This window comes from Luteimonas sp. Soil_C_5, assembly GCF_057656615.1.
In genome coordinates this window covers 489,062-505,164 of the sequence record NZ_JBDGKA010000001.1, presented here as the reverse complement: position 1 = coordinate 505,164, position 16,103 = coordinate 489,062, and the positions used below count along the sequence as shown (strand labels likewise).

The 16,103-nt window shown below is 68.3% G+C and carries 29 protein-coding genes; 6 read left to right on the top strand and 23 right to left on the bottom strand.

Features of this window, described 5'->3' with window-relative positions; translation table 11 throughout:
* The first annotated feature begins 29 nt into the window (after positions 1-29).
* Both AC3A5K_RS02530 and AC3A5K_RS02525 read left to right on the top strand, forming a co-directional pair.
* A complete protein-coding gene (locus tag AC3A5K_RS02530; protein WP_487616298.1) occupies positions 30-623 on the top strand; it encodes a TetR/AcrR family transcriptional regulator in 594 nt (197 codons plus the stop codon).
* Between the two features lie 121 nt (positions 624-744).
* On the top strand, positions 745-1,701 hold the full coding sequence (locus AC3A5K_RS02525; protein WP_487615935.1) for a tyrosine-type recombinase/integrase: 957 nt from the start codon (positions 745-747) through the stop codon (positions 1,699-1,701).
* Positions 1,702-1,708: 7 nt separating this feature from the next.
* Here the strand turns inward: AC3A5K_RS02525 and AC3A5K_RS02520 are convergent, their stop codons facing one another.
* From AC3A5K_RS02520 to AC3A5K_RS02440, 17 genes are all read right to left on the bottom strand, one after another.
* Complete coding sequence (locus AC3A5K_RS02520; RefSeq protein ID WP_487615934.1) at positions 1,709-2,167, bottom strand: single-stranded DNA-binding protein; 459 nt, start codon at positions 2,165-2,167, stop codon at positions 1,709-1,711.
* The gene (locus AC3A5K_RS02515) at positions 2,164-4,071 is read right to left on the bottom strand and encodes a DNA cytosine methyltransferase (protein WP_487615933.1); all 1,908 of its coding nucleotides are present in this window, start codon (positions 4,069-4,071) and stop codon (positions 2,164-2,166) included. The genes AC3A5K_RS02520 and AC3A5K_RS02515 overlap by 4 nt, the downstream gene beginning before the upstream one ends.
* Positions 4,072-4,099: 28 nt before the next feature.
* Positions 4,100-4,396 carry a hypothetical protein gene (locus AC3A5K_RS02510; protein WP_487615932.1) on the bottom strand — a complete coding sequence of 99 codons (297 nt, stop codon included), beginning with the start codon at positions 4,394-4,396 and terminating at the stop codon, positions 4,100-4,102.
* Positions 4,396-4,923, bottom strand: a complete 528-nt coding sequence (locus tag AC3A5K_RS02505; protein ID WP_487615931.1) for a hypothetical protein — start codon at positions 4,921-4,923, stop codon at positions 4,396-4,398. Before AC3A5K_RS02505 ends, AC3A5K_RS02510 begins: the two co-directional genes overlap by 1 nt.
* Positions 4,920-5,204, bottom strand: a complete 285-nt coding sequence (locus AC3A5K_RS02500; RefSeq protein ID WP_487615930.1) for a helix-turn-helix domain-containing protein — start codon at positions 5,202-5,204, stop codon at positions 4,920-4,922. Before AC3A5K_RS02500 ends, AC3A5K_RS02505 begins: the two co-directional genes overlap by 4 nt.
* Positions 5,204-5,437: a hypothetical protein gene (locus AC3A5K_RS02495; RefSeq protein WP_487615929.1), complete on the bottom strand. Its 234-nt coding sequence runs from the start codon at positions 5,435-5,437 to the stop codon at positions 5,204-5,206. The genes AC3A5K_RS02500 and AC3A5K_RS02495 overlap by 1 nt, the downstream gene beginning before the upstream one ends.
* Entirely contained in the window at positions 5,425-5,793 is a 369-nt protein-coding gene (locus AC3A5K_RS02490) for a hypothetical protein (protein WP_487615928.1), read from the bottom strand. Before AC3A5K_RS02490 ends, AC3A5K_RS02495 begins: the two co-directional genes overlap by 13 nt.
* Positions 5,790-6,773, bottom strand: coding sequence for a tyrosine-type recombinase/integrase (locus tag AC3A5K_RS02485; RefSeq protein ID WP_487615927.1), 984 nt, complete (start codon positions 6,771-6,773; stop codon positions 5,790-5,792). Before AC3A5K_RS02485 ends, AC3A5K_RS02490 begins: the two co-directional genes overlap by 4 nt.
* Complete coding sequence (locus AC3A5K_RS02480) at positions 6,773-6,952, bottom strand: hypothetical protein (protein ID WP_487615926.1); 180 nt, start codon at positions 6,950-6,952, stop codon at positions 6,773-6,775. Before AC3A5K_RS02480 ends, AC3A5K_RS02485 begins: the two co-directional genes overlap by 1 nt.
* Positions 6,952-7,854, bottom strand: coding sequence for a recombination-associated protein RdgC (locus tag AC3A5K_RS02475; protein ID WP_487615925.1), 903 nt, complete (start codon positions 7,852-7,854; stop codon positions 6,952-6,954). Before AC3A5K_RS02475 ends, AC3A5K_RS02480 begins: the two co-directional genes overlap by 1 nt.
* 3 nt (positions 7,855-7,857) lie before the next feature.
* The gene (locus tag AC3A5K_RS02470) at positions 7,858-8,370 is read right to left on the bottom strand and encodes a hypothetical protein (protein WP_487615924.1); all 513 of its coding nucleotides are present in this window, start codon (positions 8,368-8,370) and stop codon (positions 7,858-7,860) included.
* The gene (locus AC3A5K_RS02465) at positions 8,370-8,555 is read right to left on the bottom strand and encodes a hypothetical protein (protein ID WP_487615923.1); all 186 of its coding nucleotides are present in this window, start codon (positions 8,553-8,555) and stop codon (positions 8,370-8,372) included. Before AC3A5K_RS02465 ends, AC3A5K_RS02470 begins: the two co-directional genes overlap by 1 nt.
* Positions 8,556-8,578: 23 nt before the next feature.
* The gene (locus AC3A5K_RS02460) at positions 8,579-8,872 is read right to left on the bottom strand and encodes a hypothetical protein (protein ID WP_487615922.1); all 294 of its coding nucleotides are present in this window, start codon (positions 8,870-8,872) and stop codon (positions 8,579-8,581) included.
* Positions 8,872-9,459 (bottom strand): hypothetical protein, encoded by a 588-nt coding sequence (locus AC3A5K_RS02455; RefSeq protein WP_487615921.1) that lies wholly within the window; start codon positions 9,457-9,459, stop codon positions 8,872-8,874. The genes AC3A5K_RS02460 and AC3A5K_RS02455 overlap by 1 nt, the downstream gene beginning before the upstream one ends.
* A 235-nt stretch (positions 9,460-9,694) precedes the next feature.
* Positions 9,695-9,949, bottom strand: a complete 255-nt coding sequence (locus tag AC3A5K_RS02450; protein ID WP_487615920.1) for a hypothetical protein — start codon at positions 9,947-9,949, stop codon at positions 9,695-9,697.
* Positions 9,946-10,692, bottom strand: a complete 747-nt coding sequence (locus tag AC3A5K_RS02445; RefSeq protein WP_487615919.1) for a recombinase family protein — start codon at positions 10,690-10,692, stop codon at positions 9,946-9,948. The genes AC3A5K_RS02450 and AC3A5K_RS02445 overlap by 4 nt, the downstream gene beginning before the upstream one ends.
* On the bottom strand, positions 10,692-10,925 hold the full coding sequence (locus AC3A5K_RS02440) for a helix-turn-helix domain-containing protein (RefSeq protein WP_487615918.1): 234 nt from the start codon (positions 10,923-10,925) through the stop codon (positions 10,692-10,694). The genes AC3A5K_RS02445 and AC3A5K_RS02440 overlap by 1 nt, the downstream gene beginning before the upstream one ends.
* Before the next feature lie 81 nt (positions 10,926-11,006).
* Between AC3A5K_RS02440 and AC3A5K_RS02435 the strand changes: the two genes are divergently transcribed.
* The 4 genes from AC3A5K_RS02435 (at position 11,007) to AC3A5K_RS02420 (ending at position 13,074) form a co-directional block, all read left to right on the top strand.
* Positions 11,007-11,375: a helix-turn-helix domain-containing protein gene (locus AC3A5K_RS02435; protein WP_487615917.1), complete on the top strand. Its 369-nt coding sequence runs from the start codon at positions 11,007-11,009 to the stop codon at positions 11,373-11,375.
* 50 nt (positions 11,376-11,425) lie between these two features.
* A complete protein-coding gene (locus AC3A5K_RS02430; protein ID WP_487615916.1) occupies positions 11,426-11,857 on the top strand; it encodes a hypothetical protein in 432 nt (143 codons plus the stop codon).
* Between the two features lie 216 nt (positions 11,858-12,073).
* A complete protein-coding gene (locus AC3A5K_RS02425) occupies positions 12,074-12,481 on the top strand; it encodes a hypothetical protein (RefSeq protein ID WP_487615915.1) in 408 nt (135 codons plus the stop codon).
* An 83-nt stretch (positions 12,482-12,564) separates the two neighbouring features.
* Positions 12,565-13,074, top strand: a complete 510-nt coding sequence (locus tag AC3A5K_RS02420) for a hypothetical protein (protein ID WP_487615914.1) — start codon at positions 12,565-12,567, stop codon at positions 13,072-13,074.
* Between the two features lie 101 nt (positions 13,075-13,175).
* Here AC3A5K_RS02420 and AC3A5K_RS02415 read toward each other — a convergent pair whose 3' ends face one another.
* The 6 genes from AC3A5K_RS02415 to AC3A5K_RS02390 all read right to left on the bottom strand — a co-directional run bounded on the left by AC3A5K_RS02415 (position 13,176) and on the right by AC3A5K_RS02390 (position 16,033).
* The gene (locus tag AC3A5K_RS02415) at positions 13,176-13,589 is read right to left on the bottom strand and encodes a hypothetical protein (RefSeq protein ID WP_487615913.1); all 414 of its coding nucleotides are present in this window, start codon (positions 13,587-13,589) and stop codon (positions 13,176-13,178) included.
* A complete protein-coding gene (locus tag AC3A5K_RS02410; RefSeq protein ID WP_487615912.1) occupies positions 13,586-14,095 on the bottom strand; it encodes a hypothetical protein in 510 nt (169 codons plus the stop codon). Before AC3A5K_RS02410 ends, AC3A5K_RS02415 begins: the two co-directional genes overlap by 4 nt.
* On the bottom strand, positions 14,092-14,469 hold the full coding sequence (locus AC3A5K_RS02405; protein WP_487615911.1) for a holin: 378 nt from the start codon (positions 14,467-14,469) through the stop codon (positions 14,092-14,094). The genes AC3A5K_RS02410 and AC3A5K_RS02405 overlap by 4 nt, the downstream gene beginning before the upstream one ends.
* Positions 14,459-14,902, bottom strand: coding sequence for a hypothetical protein (locus AC3A5K_RS02400; RefSeq protein ID WP_487615910.1), 444 nt, complete (start codon positions 14,900-14,902; stop codon positions 14,459-14,461). Before AC3A5K_RS02400 ends, AC3A5K_RS02405 begins: the two co-directional genes overlap by 11 nt.
* Positions 14,899-15,588: a hypothetical protein gene (locus AC3A5K_RS02395; protein WP_487615909.1), complete on the bottom strand. Its 690-nt coding sequence runs from the start codon at positions 15,586-15,588 to the stop codon at positions 14,899-14,901. The genes AC3A5K_RS02400 and AC3A5K_RS02395 overlap by 4 nt, the downstream gene beginning before the upstream one ends.
* Positions 15,589-15,664: 76 nt before the next feature.
* Complete coding sequence (locus AC3A5K_RS02390) at positions 15,665-16,033, bottom strand: hypothetical protein (RefSeq protein ID WP_487615908.1); 369 nt, start codon at positions 16,031-16,033, stop codon at positions 15,665-15,667.
* Between the last annotated feature and the right edge of the window lie 70 nt (positions 16,034-16,103).

Below are 16,103 nucleotides of genomic sequence, written 5' to 3'. Positions count from 1 at the left end.
GCCCCTCGAATTCGAGGCGAGGTCGGGCAATGCGAGTCACTAAGGCGCAGGCAGCGGCGAACCGGGCACACGTGGTGGACACCGCCGCGGCGCTGTTCCGGGAGCGTGGCTACGACGGCGTGGGCGTAGCCGACCTGATGGCGGCCGCCGGCTTCACCCACGGCGGTTTCTACAAGCAGTTCCGGTCCAAAGCCGACCTGATGGCCGAAGCGGCGGAATGCGGATTCGCCCAGGCCGCGCAGCGCGCCGAAGCCGGGACGCCGGCAGAGTTCGTCGCGCACTACCTGTCGCGCGAACACCGCGATGATCGCGGGAGCGGCTGCACCATGGCCGCGCTCGGCGCCGATGCAGCCCGCCAGCCGGAGGCCGTCAGAGCGACGTTCGCCGAGGGCATCGAACGGCTGCTGACCGATATCCGCAGCGCCGGCGGCGAAGACGCGGGATCAAAGAACATCGCCCAGGCGTCGCGCGCCGACACGCTGGACATGATGGCGCGCCTTGTCGGCGCGCTGGTGCTGTCGCGTGCATGCCCGGACGATTCGCCGCTGGCGGATGAGATCCTGGAGGCGTGCAGGGCAAAGGCACTCGGCGGCGAGCAGAAGGGCAAGTCAAAGCAGGTTTGAAGCCTGTGGGATTGCCTGGGCACCTATCCAGGACTTCGCATAATGTACATTATGTAATGTTTGGGGCAGTCCACGACAGGGGCGCCCTAAACAACTGATCTGCAAAGCGTTTCGCCCTGTTGTGTTCGCGGGGTGTTTACCGTTGGTGTCACTAAAACCGATTTATGTTGAGCTTCTGGACCGCTACGCCACGTTCCTACGGGTCTGCGGGCGGTCGCCGAAGACGGTGCTGGCGTACGCCGCGGTGGTCGCGCGCTTCTTGCCTGTGCAGGACGATGGCAGCACGGACGATCCGGTGCGGCGCTACTTGCGTGCGCGGTCCGCCCACCTGGGTCCGAACTCCGTGAATCTGGAGATCTCGGCGCTGCGGTCCTGGTTCGCGTGGCGGCACATGGTCGATCCGGCCGAATGGCAGCCGTCCGGCTACCCGCGCATGCGCCGGCCGCCGACGCGCCTGGTGCGCGCGCTCAGTGACCACGAGATGGGCGTACTGCTGGCCGCGCCGGATCTGTCGACGTTCGTGGGCCTGCGCGACCACCTGATCATGGCGACGCTCTACCAGTGCGGGCTGCGCGCCAGCGAACTGGCCGCCCTTGAACTGGGCGACGTGCTGCTGGATGGGCTGCTGCACGTGCGTGGCAAAGGCGGCAAGCATCGGCTGGTGCCGTTCGGTGGCCCGTGGCATGGGCTGCTGCAGACGTACCTGCAGAAGCGCGCCACGGTGAAACCGGGCAAGCGCGCGGCGCTGTTCGTGACCCGGCGTGGCCGACCGCTGCGGGATGGCCGCAGCGTCTGGGTGATCGTGAACCGATACGCGCGGCGCGCGCTCGGCCTCGGCTGCGGCTACTCGCGGGTTGAGGCCTACGGTGCCGGTCGGCCCTGGCAGGGCCACTACCCGCACCTGCTGCGCGCATCGTTCGCCACCGAGCTGATGAAGAACGGGCTCGACATCTTCGCCATCGCGCAGATGCTGGGCCACGAGAACGCCGAGACCACCACGCGCTATCTGGGCGTCGACCTGGCGCATCTGCGAACGGCCGCCGCCCACCATCCGCGCGCGCGCCGCGTCAGCGAGTGATCGCCGGCTAGAACGGGATGTTGTTGTCATTGAACTGCTGCTCGAGCTTGGACGGGTGGGCCGCGCCTGCCGGCGCGGCGTCATCGGATGTCGCTCCCCTGCCCCGGTGCTCGGGTCGGGTGTCGGCGTGCTCGCGCCCGCCGTGCCAGGTGATGCCGCCGGGCTCGGCATAGATCCACGTCGAGTAGCGATCGCTGCCGTCGCTCGCCTGCCACTTCTCGGTGCGCAACTTGCCTTCGACGGTGATCAGCCGGCCCGTCTTCAGGAACTTGCCGGCGTTCTCCGCGTCGCGGCCGAAGGCCTTGATGCGCAGCCATTCGGTGTGCTCGACACGTTCGCCCGCGCGGTCGCGCCAGACGTCGGTGACTGCGATGCGCATTTCGGCGCACGTGCCGCCGCCGGCGACCTTGACCGACGGGTCGGCGCCCAGGTGACCGGTGGCGATGAACTTCTGGTGGCCGCTCATGCTGCAATCCGCACGGGCACGTCCGCGGGCTCGCAGTTGGCCTCCACGAGCGCGCGGTGCGGCGGCGGACTCACGCTGTTGCCCACCATCGCAACGCTGCGGCTGACCGAAAGCGCCCGACCATCAGCGGTGCGGTCGATGATGTAATCGGCCGGGAATCCCTGCGCGCGGAACAGCTCGTGGCGCTGGAGCATGCGCAGGCCGATGTCGACGATCACATAGGGGGTTCCGCGGATGGTCACCGTGACCAGCGCAAGTCGATCCTTCGTGGTGATGGCATGCGCCGGATCGGTCAGGCTGCCCCACTGCCCGCCCTCGCCGTAGTAGCGCAGCAGGAACGCGGCGACCTGGAGCGCACCTGCCTCGTGCTCGGGGCTCAACTGGCACTCCACGACACCGAAGCGCGTGGCCCCGGCCAGCACCGTCGGCAGCGGCTGCTCCGGATCAATACCGTTGACGTTCTGCGCCATCGCCGCGAGGTGCGCTGTGCACAGACGCTGCTGGCTGCCCTTAGTCGAGATAGTAGAAACCGGCTCGCTCGCAGAGCGCGGGCGCGACGTGTTGCTGTTTGGTCCGCCGGCGGCCTGTTCGAGGAATGCGGTCACGACAGCGTGCTTCTGTCCATCGACGAGCGTGCCAACCGGCTTATCGAGTCCCGGAACGCGGGGCGCTTGGCCCGGGCGTTCGCCGTAGCCAGTCTGGATCAGCGTCGCCGCTGCCACGGCATAGCCTCCGCTCCCTGAGGCCGTGACTGTGCCAGCTGGGCCGTCCACTGACCTGACGCCACTTCCCCACCGCTGCACACCCCCGGGGCGGCCCTCGCCATGCGCGGCCTGCACCAGCATCGCTGCAGCCACCGCATGCGATCCACCCTTCGGCCAGGCCGTCACCGTGCCCAGGGGCTCGCCACCATCGGCGACGCCGTTTGCTGATGCATTGGCGCACTGAACGATGGCGGGCGAGATCACCAGATTGCGACCTTGGCACGTGGTCACCGCCGGCAGTGGTTCGCGCACAGACTTCGGGCTGTTGTTGGTGTTGTTCGGCACGATGAAAGGTTCGGCCGCGTCCAGTACATAGCGACGGATGCCACGCGCGATCCGTCGCAGCGTCGCATCGGCGAGCGGCTTGCTGCGGGTGAAGATCGACGGGCATGCGATCGACCAGTCGATGCAATCAGCCGCGGTCACGAACGGTTGAGCACGCCCGGGGCCGTGTGTCGGCTGCGGCCAGATGATCGGCTGACCGTCTCGACGCGCCAGCAGGAACAGGCGCTCACGGCTGGTGCCGGCGCCGAAATCGCAGGCCTTGATGCGCCTCCATTCGACCGTATAGCCAAGGCCGCGCAGCGCGCCGACGAACTGGCGCCAGGTGCTGCCCTCGCGGCGCTTGTCGGGGATCAGGAACTGATGCTCGACCGGCACGCGCTCGCCGCGCGCGGCGACGGTGCCATCCAGCTTCATTACGCGGCCAGTCGCCTTGCAGCGCTTTGCGACCAGCGGGCACCACTTCAGGATCTGGTGCACGTTCTCGAGGCTGATGATGCGCGGTCGCGCCTTGCCGGCCCACTTCAGCACGCACCACGACAGCGCCCGCACCTTACCGTTCCGCGGCTGTCCGCCCTTGGCCTGGCTGAAGTGCGTGCAGTCCGGTGAAGCATGCAGCCAGCCGACTTTGCGGCCTGCGACTTCGCGCTTCGGATCGGCCTGCCACACGTCCTCGCACAGGTGTCGCGTGTACGGGTGGTTCGCCGCGTGCATGCTGACGGCCCACGGGTTGTGGTTGATGGCGATGTCGACGGGCCGGCCGAGCGCCTGTTCCAGCGCAGTGCTGGCACCGCCACCACCGGCGAACAGATCCACCACGATTTCGCCATCGCGCAGACGCGATGTCGCCTTGAGCATGGGCAGATGGAACCTGCCCTGTGATCCATCAGCCATGGGCGCGAGTCTCCGTTCTTGGATTGGGCGGACGCTTGCGGTCCGGGAGCGGCCGCAGCCGCGCGAGCAGCTCGTCGTATTGCTGTCGGGTGAGGTGCAGCGTGCTGTCGGCGCCGACGGCGCGCAGGTGCAGCCGGTAGGTGGGTTCGTCCAGGCCTTTCCGGCCGTGGACGTAGCGGCGCAGCGCGCCGACGCGGACCTTCGTCATCGCGAATGGGGCGGCGAGGTCCAGTCCACAGCAGGTGCGGTCGCTGGTCTCCGTGCCGCAGGCAGGGCATGTGCGGGCCATCAGCTGCGCTCCGGGTTCTGGGCCACGTAGACCCGCCACGGCACCTTCTCGCCGTCGACGCGAAAGCCCCACGTGCCGCCGTACTGCCAGGTGAAGAACAGCGTCCAGACGCCGCCATCGCTGACGCGTTCGATGTGGTGGTATTCGCCGAACGCGATCGCCGCGGTGTCGCCGGCACGCAGGACGCGGGGCGACTGGTGCTCGCGGCGCTCGACGTACCAACCGTCGAGCAGGATGGTGCGCGCGTTCCACGGGTGATCGTGCGGGTGCGCGGCCAGATCCTCGCGCTGGATGTGATGAACTCGGATCGAAGGCAGCCAGGGCCACGGCTTCGCCCTGCCCCGCAACGCGTCTTCGATGCTGGTGTCGCTGGCGTAGGCATTGAACACCCACCAACGGCGCATGTAGCCCTCGAGGTGGAAGTACGGGGTGCGCATCGCGCGGCGGATGATCCAGCCGGCCACCGCCGGCCGCGAGACGATGTGCGCTACGAGGCGCCACGCGGCCGCGGACAGACGCCCGCTCATGCGCGCACCGCCTGGTCGGTCATCTGACCGCGGCCCGGGCACTGCGGGATCAACGTCAGCTGGGCTTCTCCCAGGCTGTACTGCGCGACGCGACTGGTGCCGCCGTCGCGGTTGCGCACGGTGATCTCGCGGCTGCGGATGTCGTGGCCGATGGTGCGCAGCTCGTGCACGCGCGCGGCGGCGCGCATGATGCCGTGCTGCTGCCAGAGGTCGGCGGCGGTGCACGGGCCGGCACGCAGCGCGGCGAGCACGCGGCCGTGCTGGGGATTGGCGCGTGCCATCAGCGCACCCTCCGCAGCTTCACCGGTGCCGCGGCGGCATCGGCCAGTCCGTTGCTGCGGCGCCACTCGGTGACGGCGCGGTTGCGGTGGCTGCAGACGTTGGTGCGCGTGCAGGCGCACTCCACGAAGTGGCCGCCGCCGAACTGCGGGCCGCGCAGGTCCTGCATCAGGCGCGCGGCGTGGCCCTGGCGGCAGGCGTCGGTGGCAGGAAGCGTTTCGATCATGCGATGCATGGGCGTAGCCCTCCGATGGGCGCGCCGGCGACGGCGGGCCAGATGGGTTGCAGTGCGGGAGTGGTGTCGACGCTGTCGCGCGGGTTGCCGGTGTGCGTGCGGTTCCGCACAGGCGTTCTGGCCGCCTGGGTGCAGCGACGCGGCGCGATGATGGGCGGTGCACCGATACCGGTGCGGTAGAGCCGCGCGCCGTGCTTGCCTTCGCTGGTGATCCAACCTTTTCGCTGCAATTCGCACAGCGATTGCGACAGGCTACGGCGGGATGCGCCGGCGCCGGTGAGTGCCTGCGCGATCGGCCCGAACGTGGTGGGCTGCAGTGCGGCCACAGCATCGTAGATCTGTCGGGTAAGAGTCATGCCCGCACCTCGGGCAGCGATGCCCCGTTGCGCACGGCCTGCCGCTGCACTTCCGCGGCGTGGGCGCCGTAGACGTTGACGGTGGTGGCCTTGCAGGCGTGCCGCGCCATTGCGCTGCCGACGTCGAGCCCCAGCTTCTCCACCACGTCGCCGACGCGGCGGTGGCGGAACAGGTGCGGATGCAGTTCGGGCATGCCGACTGCGGCGCCGCGGCGGCGGACGATGGTGTAGAGCAGGTGCCGGGAGACGCGATCGCCGCGACCGTTGAGGAACAGGGCGTGTTCGCCCGCGTGCTTCGCCAGCCTGGGCCGCGCGTGCAGCCAGATGCGCACGGCTTCGACGGTCTGCGGTTCGATGCCGACGGTCTCCACGCTGCCGTCGCTGTCGCCCTTGGGCCGCACGTGCACGCGCAGGCTGTTGACCTGCACGGTGTAGAGCGGCGCGCGCGCGTTAGCGCGCGGGCGGTCCGGGATGTCCAGGCCCACCACCTCGCCGGCGCGCAGCGCGGCGTCGAGCAGCAGCATCAGCATGGCGCGGTCGCGCAGGTCCACCGGTGCGTCGGTGCCGATGGCTTCGATCACCGGCACCAGCGCGTCCATTTCCGGGGCGATCACGCGCCGCGGGCGGAACTTGATGCGCACTTCGCTGGACGGGTTGTGGCGGATGTAGCCCATCGCCTCCACCCACGCGAAGAACGTGCGCACGCTGCTGGACTTGCGCGCCGCGGTGCGCCGGCTCCAGCCCAGATGCAGCACGCCGTCGTCGAGCCAGCGGTTGATCTGCTGCTCGCTGACCAACTGCACCAGGGTGATGTCGAGCAGGTCGAGGAAACCGCGGAAGTGATTGAGGTCCGCGCCGTAGGCCGACAGCGTGTTGCCGCTGGCGCCGCGTGCGCGGCGGTGGTCCAGCCATTCGGTCTGCAGGGTGGCGAGATCGCCGGGGATGGGCTGTGCGCGGCGCGGGAACTGGGTGATGGACATCAGGTGCCCTCCCCTGTGGCCGGCTGCGGGGCGTCGTCGGGCGTTGAGTAGTGCGGCAGGTTGTCGTAGCCGCAGTCAGTGCACTCCCAACCGGTGTCGAGATGCGGCGAGCCGCAACGCAGGCATCTCTGGGCATCCTGCTCGACGCCACCGATGTGCAGGGTTCCGATCTCGGCCATCACTCCACCTCCGACAGCTTCAGCGCCGCCGACAGCACCCCGAACACCCGCCGCAGTTCACCGGTCATCAGCGCGAAGCGGGCGTCGAGTTCGGCGCGCAGGTTTTCGTTGTCGGTGTGCTCGAGCGAATCGAGCGCGCCGTCGAGCAGACGGAACTTGCGCAGCACCAGGTCTTCGCCGAGATCGAACGACACGTGGTCGTCGACGTTGAGCGCGAGGCGCGTGGCCTGCTTGCCGGCGTCGAGGTGGCGGGTGATCTCATCGCTGTGCAGGTCCTGATCGGTGCAGCGCACGGTGGCGCCGTGGTCGCTGGGGTCCTTGAGCACGCAGTCTTCGCCGAGGGTCACGCCGTCGGGCAGCGGTTCGCCCGCCACCCAGCCGGTCAGCACGCGACGCGGCGAGACTTCGGCATTGAGCGGCAGCGCGGGGAAGCTGCCCAGCGCCATGCGCACCGCGGACACCACGCCTTCGGCGGCCTTGCGGCTGGCGGTGTTGACGGCGATCACGCCCAGGCGCGTGTCGATGAGGGCATCGATGCGGCCCGGCTTCACCAGGGCGCGCGGCAGCAGTTCCTGCAGCAGGTCGTCCTTCATCTGCTTGCGCAGCTTGCCGCCGGGCTTGCGGCCCTGCGCCTTCTCGAAGTCCTCGATGCGGCGCGCGAGTGCCTCATTGACCACCGGGCCCGGCAGGATCTTCTCTTCGCTGCCGACGGTGATCCAGATGGAGTCGTCGTGCGCGTGCGTCAGTGCATCGGCATCGCGACCGAGCGGCGGGATGAAACCGGTGCTTGAGAGTTCCAGCGGACCGACGGGCTTGAGCGGGAACTCCGCCAGGCGCGCGGCGAGCTCGGACAGGTCCAGCGCGGCGGGGAACGCGAACAGTGTGACGTTGCGGAAGAACATGGCTTAGCCCTCCCCTGCGCGCGAGACGTGCGGAAAGAGCGCACCCTTTGCGGCACGGAAGATCCGCGGCGCGTGCCAGTGGGGGTCACCGATGATCGTGTCCGGCCCGGGGTAGTTGCGCACGAAGTATTCGGTGAAGTCGGCAAGTGCCTGGGTTTCGTCGGCCCGGCCCGCGTGCTTCGCCCTGATCTGCTTCATCAGCTCGATCTGGCCGATGTACCGGCACCACCACACGAGCCCTTCGCCGTCTTCGTTGCTGTCGATGCAGACGAGCCGCCAGCCATCACCCTCCGGCACCTCCGGCGTGATCCAGCGATGGTCACACCCGTCGTTGGTGTCGTCGTCCGGCCACTCATACGTGACGGCCTTGAATTCGAGACCGGCAGCGTTGAAGAACGGCTCAACGCTGATCTCATCGTCGACGAACATGAGGCCCGCAAAGTCTGGATGCGTAAGCCGGCCATCCGCGTCGCGCTCGGGCAAACGAGCTGCATCGAAAAGCTGTTGAGCATCCATCAGTGCGCCCTCCCCTGCTCTGCCACGGCCTGCGCCGCGACCGCGCGGTCCTGGTGCTCGGTGATGAACTGCGGCACGCGGCCGGTGGCGATCAGCAGCGCCAGCACGGCGGCGACGATGACGACGATGGTGTCCAGGCGGTCAGCGACTTGCCGCTGACGCGGGGTTGTGTTTTCCTCTTCCACGATCTCTTTCCTCCAGGTTGGGATCACGAAGCCACTGGCGTTGCTGCGCCGGTGGCTTCCTCGTTTGCGGGGTACTGCTCGTCGTTGACGAAGCGGGCCACGCGCGTGGCGTCGGCTTCGGTGGCGAAGGTGACGACCTGATCAGGCCGGGTGTTGCTGTGGAACACGTCGGGCATGCCGACGGGCTTGCCGTCGGCGTCGAGACGGGCGTAGCGCACGAGGCGCCAGCGGGTGCCGCCCGGTACGGACGCGGCGAACCAGCGATCGAAGCGATCGGCGTGCGGGTTGACGGGCTGGGCCAGCAGGCGCGCGGCCATCAGTGCGCCCTCGCCGGCGGCGCGTACATGCCGATGGCGGTGGTCAGCTGCGTGCTGATGGTCACGCAGGCGCCCATGACCTTGTTCACCGCGTCGAGCGCGGGCACCAGGTGCGGTGCGTCGGCGGCGTCGACGGTGCCGTTTTCCAGAATCGGGGCGATGGCCTGCACCGCGCCCGCGGTCTTGCGCATCAGCGCGCAGGCGGTGGTGATCTGGCCGGCCGAGTCGTCCAGCGCGGGCGGCTTACGGGCCAGCAGCAGGCCGTGGCGATCGAGCAGCGCGGTGAGCAGGCGGCAGCGCCAGTCCTCGGGCAGCGCGGCAATCAGCGCGTCCTCGATGTCGGCGACCAGCTTGTGCTCGCCGATCAACATGCGCTTGATGGTCTGGGTGTTGAGGCGCGCGGCCGGCTCCACTTCGTCGGCGGTGCTGGCGACGTGGAACTGCAGCACGCGGTCCGCCACTTCGGTATGCGCGTGGTAGTGCGCGACCACCGCTTCGACGTAGGCGTTCCAGGTGAGGCGCGTGGCGTTGATGGCCGCCACGACGATCTCGCCGATCAGTTGGCTGCGGGTGGGCTGGGTGCTCATGCCACCTGCTCCAGCGCGACACCGAGCGCGCGTGAAGTGTCGGCCGAGTTACGCAACTCACGCTGTCGGCGGAGTTCCTGCATTGCCCGTTGTGCGGCGAGTCGGTCTGCGGGCGTCAGGTCGAATTCGAGAGGCGCCTTCGGCGGCGCGGTCTCAGCCCTGAGCGCCGCCCGAACCGAAGCCGGCGATGCCGGGGATTGCCCGAGGCGCGGCGTCAGCACCGACCAGGTGACGTTCAAAGCCCACCGCCCTGCTGCAACTGCTGCAGCGCGGCCTGGCGTTCGTCGATGAGGCCGTCGATACGGGCGTAGATGGTGGATGCGTCGCCGGCGGTGGCGCAGGCGCGGGCGTCGGCCAGCGCACCGATCTCGGCATGCAGGTGGCTGCAGCGCGCCATGTGTTCGGCCGGCATGTGCGGGCGTGCGGCGAGGCCGATGCGGGCGCAGAGGTTGGCGACGACGTCGCGGGTGTTGCCATCGAGAGTGTTCATGCGTCCGCCGCCTCCGAAACCGGCGGTTCTGGTGCGGCGGGGAGCGGCGGCAGATGCTTGAGTCCGTCATGCGAACCCACCACCCTGCTCACCGCCTTGCGTGTCCAAACGGCGCCGCCCTTCGGGGCGACGATGGCGTCGGCGCACAGCGCGTCGACGATGGTCTGCAGGCTCATCCCGCGCTGGGCGAAATCGACGATGCGTTCGCGCTGCGGCCACAACTGCGGGCAGCGATACATCTGGCCGTCGCGCACGACACAGCCATAGGGCGTGTTGCCGTTCGGCTTGCCGGCGGCGCGCAGGCCACGGCTGATGGCAAGGGTGCGTTCGCAACTCTGCTCGCGTTCCAGCTGCGCGCGGCCCAGCCATACGGTGAGGATGAAACGGCCCATCGCCGTGGTGCTGTCCAGCATCTCGGTGACCGACTGCATGCGCATGCCGGGCTGGCCGTCGAGGCCAATCAGGGTGTTCAGCCCGTCCTGCGTGTCGCGGAACAGGCGGTCCAGGGAGACGGCCACCACCACGTCGGCGACGTCGGCGCGCATGCGATCGAGCAGCACCGCCCCACCCTTCCGCTTCGCCAGCGGCTTGCCGGCGCTGACGCCTTCGTCGATCACCAGATCGACCAGCGTCATGTCCTTCGCCACGCACCACGCGGCAATGCGCTCGCGCTGCTGCTGAAGGCTGTGGCCGGTGGCCGCCTGCTCCGCCGTGCTGACGCGGATGTAGCCGAGGGCGCGCATCAGGCGGCCTGCCCTGCTTCGGTGGCGATCTGCTGCAGGTAGGCGGTCAGCTTGAAATGGGGACGCAGGGCTGCGGTCAGCCCAGCGAGCTTGCGGCTGTCGGGCAGCGCGTCGCCCTGCTCCCACCCGGAAACAGATGCCACGGTGACGCCAAGGCGGTCACCCAGCTGGCGCTGGGTGAGGCCTTTCTTGAGGCGGGCGACGCGGATCAGGGAGGTCTGTACGGTGTCCATGGACCAAGTACAGCATTGCTGTACTTCAACTGTCAAGCATTGCCGTACACGTCGGAAGTACAGGGGTGCCAGACTTTCGCCATGAACACCTTTGGCGATCGAATGCGGGCTGCGCGCAAGGCGCTCGGCAAGACGCAGGACGTGATCGCCGACGAGATCGAGGTCACGAAGTCTGCGGTCTCCGCGTGGGAAACGAACCGCGAGAAGCCCGGCTTCGACAAGCTGCCGCGCCTGCGTGCGGCCCTGGAAATCAGCCTGGACGAGCTGATCTGCGGCGATGCCGCCGCCGCCCGGCTCGCGCAACAGGCCAAGGCGATCGCGGAAGGTCAGCGGCCAGACTACAAGCCGGACAGCAAGGCGGTGATCTCCCCAGAGGAGACGCGGCTGCTGCGGTTGTGGCGGTCGTTGGATGCCGGGAAGCGAACGGCGTTATTGAAGCTGCTGGGCTGACGCCTGGTGGCACCTGCGCACTCGGTGCGCGCAACATGGATGGGGGCACCATGAAAGTTCTTCCGATGGTCGGTTTGATCGCAGTTGTTGCATTGACCGGTTGCATGACAAAGCCCGTTTCGTTGGCGCAGTCCGTCGACGTCCCAGCAGAGCGTCAGTTCCTGCATCGCGAGGCCATAAACGGCGGCGGCAAAATCGTGGTCCTACGCGATGTGGGCATGAGCGGTGGTGGATGCGCTGCGGCAATAACGGTCGGCGGCAAGGATGCTGCGCATCTAGAGACGGGAGAGCGCGTTTCACTGTTCCTGCCGGCAGGCGAGCACCTAGTGGGCGTACTGCCTCGGGGTCGGGGCTTGTGCGGCTTGGGCGCGGAGCGTGTGCGACGCGAGACTTCGGTGCGCCTGGCCGAGGGCGAGGAAAAGCGCTTCCGGTTGTCGATTAATCCGAACGCTGGCCCTTCGCTCGACCCGATTTCTTTCTGACCGGCTGAACGACCTTGTGGTAGGCGCCAAGGCCAAGGAGGAGGCATGGCACTGACGAAATGCGAAGAATGCGGCCGCGCGATCAGCGACCGCGCACCGGCGTGTCCGCACTGCGGTGTGCCGCGCACTGTTGCGGCTGCGCCAGCCGCGCCAACGGCCACGCCCCGGTCGACACATTCGCCGTCGAGTTTCGGCATCCTGATCGGTGGTTTGATCATGGTGCTGATCGGCTATGGCTGCTATCGGGTGGTCACGCCGGCACCGTTGGCAGACGCCGCGACTGAAAAGGCGGCAGCCCAGGCCCCGACGTCAGCAGAACGTGCCGAGCCGAACCGCTGGACGCGCGTTGGTGGCCAAGGCGACATGAACTTCGTGGTCGTCGAGCCGCCGCACGACAGCCAAGCGCAGTTCCACCAGGCCGTTGCGTCGATCTGCGCCGGCAAGACGCATTGCTTCGTGCACTTCTGGGACAGCGCCGCCGCGGCGCCGCGTGCGTTGCCGATGACGGATGCGCAGGTCGATAGTGAGATCGCGGCGTATCGGCAGAACACCTACACCAATCTGGCGCGGTGGCGTTGGCGATGTGAGCGCCTGCCGTCCATGCCGAAATCTGAGTGCTACTGATGCTATCGCGCTTCTATAGATGGCGGATTCGCAAAGAGTCGGCGGAGGTCTCAACCCGAGAATGGCCTGAGGCTCCTTCTGTGATGGCGGCACAGAAAGCCGCGAGCGATGCCATCGCGGAGAGGTATCAGCAGGACGCTATTCGGGTGGCGGAGTTCAGCCAGTGGGTGACAGTCGCGTTAGGAGCAACTCTCGGGCTGATGGTTTCCAACATCGGCAGCATTGCCGAGGTCGTCGATCCATCGATAGTTCGTATGGCAGTTGCGCTTTTTTTTACAGCCATTTTGATCGGCGCTTACGTGCGGTGGATAGGATCAACCGTCAAAGCGGAGCGCGCTTTCGATACTTTCATGAACGAATTGGACGTCAGGGGCGATATCTCACTGAAGCTTGTTCGACGGTCGATTAGACAGGCACACGTCAAGTGGATGTGGCTCCGCATTCGCAAGCGCCAGTCTGGTCAGCTTCCATCTCGTTACAGAAAGTCTCGTCGTGCCACAAAGCAGTACTTCAAAGCGCTCTGGCTATCTTCCGCTCAGATCATTGTCTCGCTCGCGGGGTACTACCTGCTTCTCGCGACATGGATGGAGTGAGGTTCTCCGCCCTCACTCGTTCCCGGCACTCCATGCTCACCCGATCATGGAGAGCCGCGAGACCGTAAAGCCACAGCAGCCCTTCCACCCACGCGCTGTACTCAGGGTGCGTCGCCGGAACCGGCGGTACCGGGGCCAGCGGCGGCGGGTCGCACGCCGCCTCGGATCTGGGCGTTGACGTGGGCGCGGGTGGCCGTGTGCTCGCGCACGATGTCGTCAGGCACAGCAGTGCAATCGCCAGGCACTTCGACAGTGCGGATGCGTTCGATGACTTCATGGCTTCGGCTCGTGATGGCGTAGGCGCCGGTGGCGCGCTGGGTGGCGGTGTCGTCGCCGATGGCATCGATCGCGGCATCGCGCTTGGCGAGTTTCTGCGCCGGCGCGATGGCGGCGGTGGCGGTGTCGCGCTGGCAGCGGGTGCGCTCGGCGCCCTGCCCCGCCCAGTAGCCGATGCCGCCGGCCGCGCCGGCCAGCACCAGCGCGCCGGCGACCACCCAGCCCAGCACCGCGTTCAAGATGGCTGGCCCTGCGGCTCGGTGCCGGTGGTCAGCGCCACCAGCAGCCAGGAGAACATCTGCTTGTGGCTGTCGCTGCTGCCGACCAGGCCGGTCCAGTTGCAGTTGATGACGTGGACGCCGACGTCCGCCCAGCGGCCCGCCTCGAGCGCGGCCCACAGCTCGGGCATGTCGCGCACGCGTTCCGGTCCGATGGTCTCGGCCAGCGCGTAAAGCGCGGCCAGGCGCAGGGTGCCGATCTCGCCCTTCGCCAGCGCGGTGAGTACGCGCTCCTGCAGGACGGTGCGGGCCTGCTGCAGGCTGCTGCGCAACAGCAGGTCGGCCACGTTGGGCGGCATGGGCCGTTTCTCGAACGGGTGATTCCATCCGATTCGGCTGGTGCCGTGCTGGTCGACCTTCGGGAATGCCTGCATGTCGAAGTGCCTCTTGATGATCAGCGCGGCCTGCTGCGCGGCGCGCTGGGTCTCCACGGTGACCCGGTGGCCGAAGTCCTCGGCCGGGCTCACGCGCGGTCCAGCAGCGCGAGCTGGCTGCGCACGGCCAGCGTCCTGATCCACAGGCGCCACGGGGCGAACAGGCCGACGAACGCGAAGACGCCGGCGATGCCACACATCAGCCCGGCGCCGCGCCAGGTGTAGAGCTGCGCGCCCATCAGGCAGGCGATCAGCATCAGCGTGGAGAACACGAACATCAGGAAGAACGACAGGCCCAGCCCGAACTCGGCGACGCCCGCACGCGTGCAGACGTTCGCCATCGGTTGGGCACGCACGTCGTTGAGGCCGAACAGCGCGGTGGTCCAGATCACCGACAGGGCCGGGATGGTCAGATACGACCACAGTGCCGGCACGCCCAGGAGGGTCGGCAGGTCATCAAGGATCATCGGTATCTCTCCGGTGCGACGGGCTGATCCAGTCGGCCAGCAGCCCGCGGACATCCCGCACGCTGCCCTTGTCGACGGCGCGCAGGAAGCGCGGCCCCCAGTTCTGCGAGGTGAAGGCCAGCAGCAGGCCCATGGCGGCCTGCAGGCCGGCGTTATCCCACTGCCACCCGCTGACGTAGGGGATGCCGACGATCACGCCGATGGTCAGCGCGAACGAGGCGAAGAACGCGCCGGCCAGGTTGCCCTTGTGCTTGATGCGCTTGTTCCACACGCCGGCGCCGGCGCCCACGATCACCCAGAAGATGACGTTGACCGGCGCGCCCACGTCCAGGTGCTGCCACAGCAGCATGGCCGTGGGATCGGCGGCCACGGCGTTGGCGGTGACCGCCAGTGCGACCGCCGTTTCGGACTCGCCGATGGGCGCGGGGGTCATGCGGCCTTCCGGGCTTCGAGGGCGATGGCGTAGTAGCGATCGAACTTGCGCCGCAGGCCTTCGCGCTGGGCGGTGTTGCCGTTCCAGTAGGCGCCGGGGCGCCAGACGTCGACGTAGAGCTTCCACGCCGCCTCGACGTTGCCGATGGCGGGCAGCGGCTTGGGGTGCCACCACAGATTCAGGCGCGCGAATGCGGCGGCCAAGATGTCGTCGCGGTGCAGCGCGCTGTAGACGGCATCGATCGTCGCCGGCAGGCCGCGCATGCGACAGACCTGGGCGGCCAGCGTGCGCGTGCTGGCGTGGGTGAGGACTCCGCGCACGCCGCCGCCGCGTTCGAACTGCCACAGGCCACGCGCGGCGCCCATGGCGTCGGGGCGGGCGCGGTCGAACACCTGCCAGCGGTGCGTGAAGTCGGCTTCCTGCCCGCTGTAGGCGATCAGCAGGACGCGCGCTTCCTCGGTGTCACGGATGGTCGGGGCCAGCAGCTGCAGGCCGTCACCGAGGATGCGGTCTACGGCTATGGCATTGCGCAGCGCATCGGAGACCGGCGGGACCGGCCGCACGCCGCGCGCCAGATTTAGCGCGGCGGCCAGCGCTGTACGCGTGGCGTGGCCCCATACGCCGTCGACCTTGCCCGGGTCGAACCCGGCGTCGACGAGCATCTGCTGCACCTGGGAGATCGACATCGCCGCATCCAACGGAAGATGCGGGCATTGCAGCGCCCCACCCTGCTGGCGTCGCCCCCTGTGCTGACGGCCGCCCTCAGCGGTTGTCGCGGCGCCTGGACCGTGGCCGGCCCGGATGCGGCGGGTACGGTTGCTCGACGTGCGGCGGCCGAGTGGCGCGCTCTTCGGGCGATGGCGTTCGCAGGACCTGCCAGCGGGCGCGGCGCTCGGCGGCCTCATGCAACAGACGCGCGATATGGCGACGGGCCCAGATTTCCGCCCCGGTCCTGCCCGCCTCGAAGCTGGTGCAGTCGCGCCGGCGGTGTCGTTCCGGCGCCAGGTGGTAGTCCAGCAGCACGAACCAGGTGCCGTCGATGCGGTCGATCAGGCGCGCGACGGCCACGCCCTCCAATGTCAGCACGGTGGGGTGGCGTTCCGGGTGGTTCTCGATCTTGGTCCAGCGCATGCGGCGGATCGTACGGCGCACGGTCTCATTCACTGCGACAGCCACCACCGAGGCTTAGCGTCCGCAGTGT

Bases quoted from the DNA above. Each gene is read 5' to 3' on its own strand.
- AC3A5K_RS02495 (WP_487615929.1), bottom strand. From the start codon at position 5,437: ATGCATCGCATGATCGAAACGCTTCCTGCCACCGACGCCTGCCGCCAG.
- AC3A5K_RS02475 (WP_487615925.1), bottom strand. From the start codon at position 7,854: ATGTTCTTCCGCAACGTCACACTGTTCGCGTTCCCCGCCGCGCTGGAC.
- AC3A5K_RS02490 (WP_487615928.1), bottom strand. From the start codon at position 5,793: ATGACTCTTACCCGACAGATCTACGATGCTGTGGCCGCACTGCAGCCC.
- AC3A5K_RS02505 (WP_487615931.1), bottom strand. From the start codon at position 4,923: ATGAGCGGGCGTCTGTCCGCGGCCGCGTGGCGCCTCGTAGCGCACATC.
- AC3A5K_RS02485 (WP_487615927.1), bottom strand. From the start codon at position 6,773: ATGTCCATCACCCAGTTCCCGCGCCGCGCACAGCCCATCCCCGGCGAT.
- AC3A5K_RS02500 (WP_487615930.1), bottom strand. From the start codon at position 5,204: ATGGCACGCGCCAATCCCCAGCACGGCCGCGTGCTCGCCGCGCTGCGT.
- AC3A5K_RS02390 (WP_487615908.1), bottom strand. From the start codon at position 16,033: ATGCGCTGGACCAAGATCGAGAACCACCCGGAACGCCACCCCACCGTG.
- AC3A5K_RS02515 (WP_487615933.1), bottom strand. From the start codon at position 4,071: ATGCTCAAGGCGACATCGCGTCTGCGCGATGGCGAAATCGTGGTGGAT.
- AC3A5K_RS02425 (WP_487615915.1), top strand. From the start codon at position 12,074: ATGGTGCTGATCGGCTATGGCTGCTATCGGGTGGTCACGCCGGCACCG.
- AC3A5K_RS02395 (WP_487615909.1), bottom strand. From the start codon at position 15,588: ATGTCGATCTCCCAGGTGCAGCAGATGCTCGTCGACGCCGGGTTCGAC.
- AC3A5K_RS02460 (WP_487615922.1), bottom strand. From the start codon at position 8,872: ATGGCCGCGCGCCTGCTGGCCCAGCCCGTCAACCCGCACGCCGATCGC.
- AC3A5K_RS02520 (WP_487615934.1), bottom strand. From the start codon at position 2,167: ATGAGCGGCCACCAGAAGTTCATCGCCACCGGTCACCTGGGCGCCGAC.
- AC3A5K_RS02470 (WP_487615924.1), bottom strand. From the start codon at position 8,370: ATGGATGCTCAACAGCTTTTCGATGCAGCTCGTTTGCCCGAGCGCGAC.
- AC3A5K_RS02510 (WP_487615932.1), bottom strand. From the start codon at position 4,396: ATGGCCCGCACATGCCCTGCCTGCGGCACGGAGACCAGCGACCGCACC.
- AC3A5K_RS02480 (WP_487615926.1), bottom strand. From the start codon at position 6,952: ATGGCCGAGATCGGAACCCTGCACATCGGTGGCGTCGAGCAGGATGCC.
- AC3A5K_RS02420 (WP_487615914.1), top strand. From the start codon at position 12,565: ATGGCGGCACAGAAAGCCGCGAGCGATGCCATCGCGGAGAGGTATCAG.
- AC3A5K_RS02400 (WP_487615910.1), bottom strand. From the start codon at position 14,902: ATGACCCCCGCGCCCATCGGCGAGTCCGAAACGGCGGTCGCACTGGCG.
- AC3A5K_RS02445 (WP_487615919.1), bottom strand. From the start codon at position 10,692: ATGCGCGCCCTCGGCTACATCCGCGTCAGCACGGCGGAGCAGGCGGCC.
- AC3A5K_RS02430 (WP_487615916.1), top strand. From the start codon at position 11,426: ATGAAAGTTCTTCCGATGGTCGGTTTGATCGCAGTTGTTGCATTGACC.
- AC3A5K_RS02405 (WP_487615911.1), bottom strand. From the start codon at position 14,469: ATGATCCTTGATGACCTGCCGACCCTCCTGGGCGTGCCGGCACTGTGG.
- AC3A5K_RS02440 (WP_487615918.1), bottom strand. From the start codon at position 10,925: ATGGACACCGTACAGACCTCCCTGATCCGCGTCGCCCGCCTCAAGAAA.
- AC3A5K_RS02530 (WP_487616298.1), top strand. From the start codon at position 30: ATGCGAGTCACTAAGGCGCAGGCAGCGGCGAACCGGGCACACGTGGTG.
- AC3A5K_RS02455 (WP_487615921.1), bottom strand. From the start codon at position 9,459: ATGAGCACCCAGCCCACCCGCAGCCAACTGATCGGCGAGATCGTCGTG.
- AC3A5K_RS02435 (WP_487615917.1), top strand. From the start codon at position 11,007: ATGAACACCTTTGGCGATCGAATGCGGGCTGCGCGCAAGGCGCTCGGC.
- AC3A5K_RS02450 (WP_487615920.1), bottom strand. From the start codon at position 9,949: ATGAACACTCTCGATGGCAACACCCGCGACGTCGTCGCCAACCTCTGC.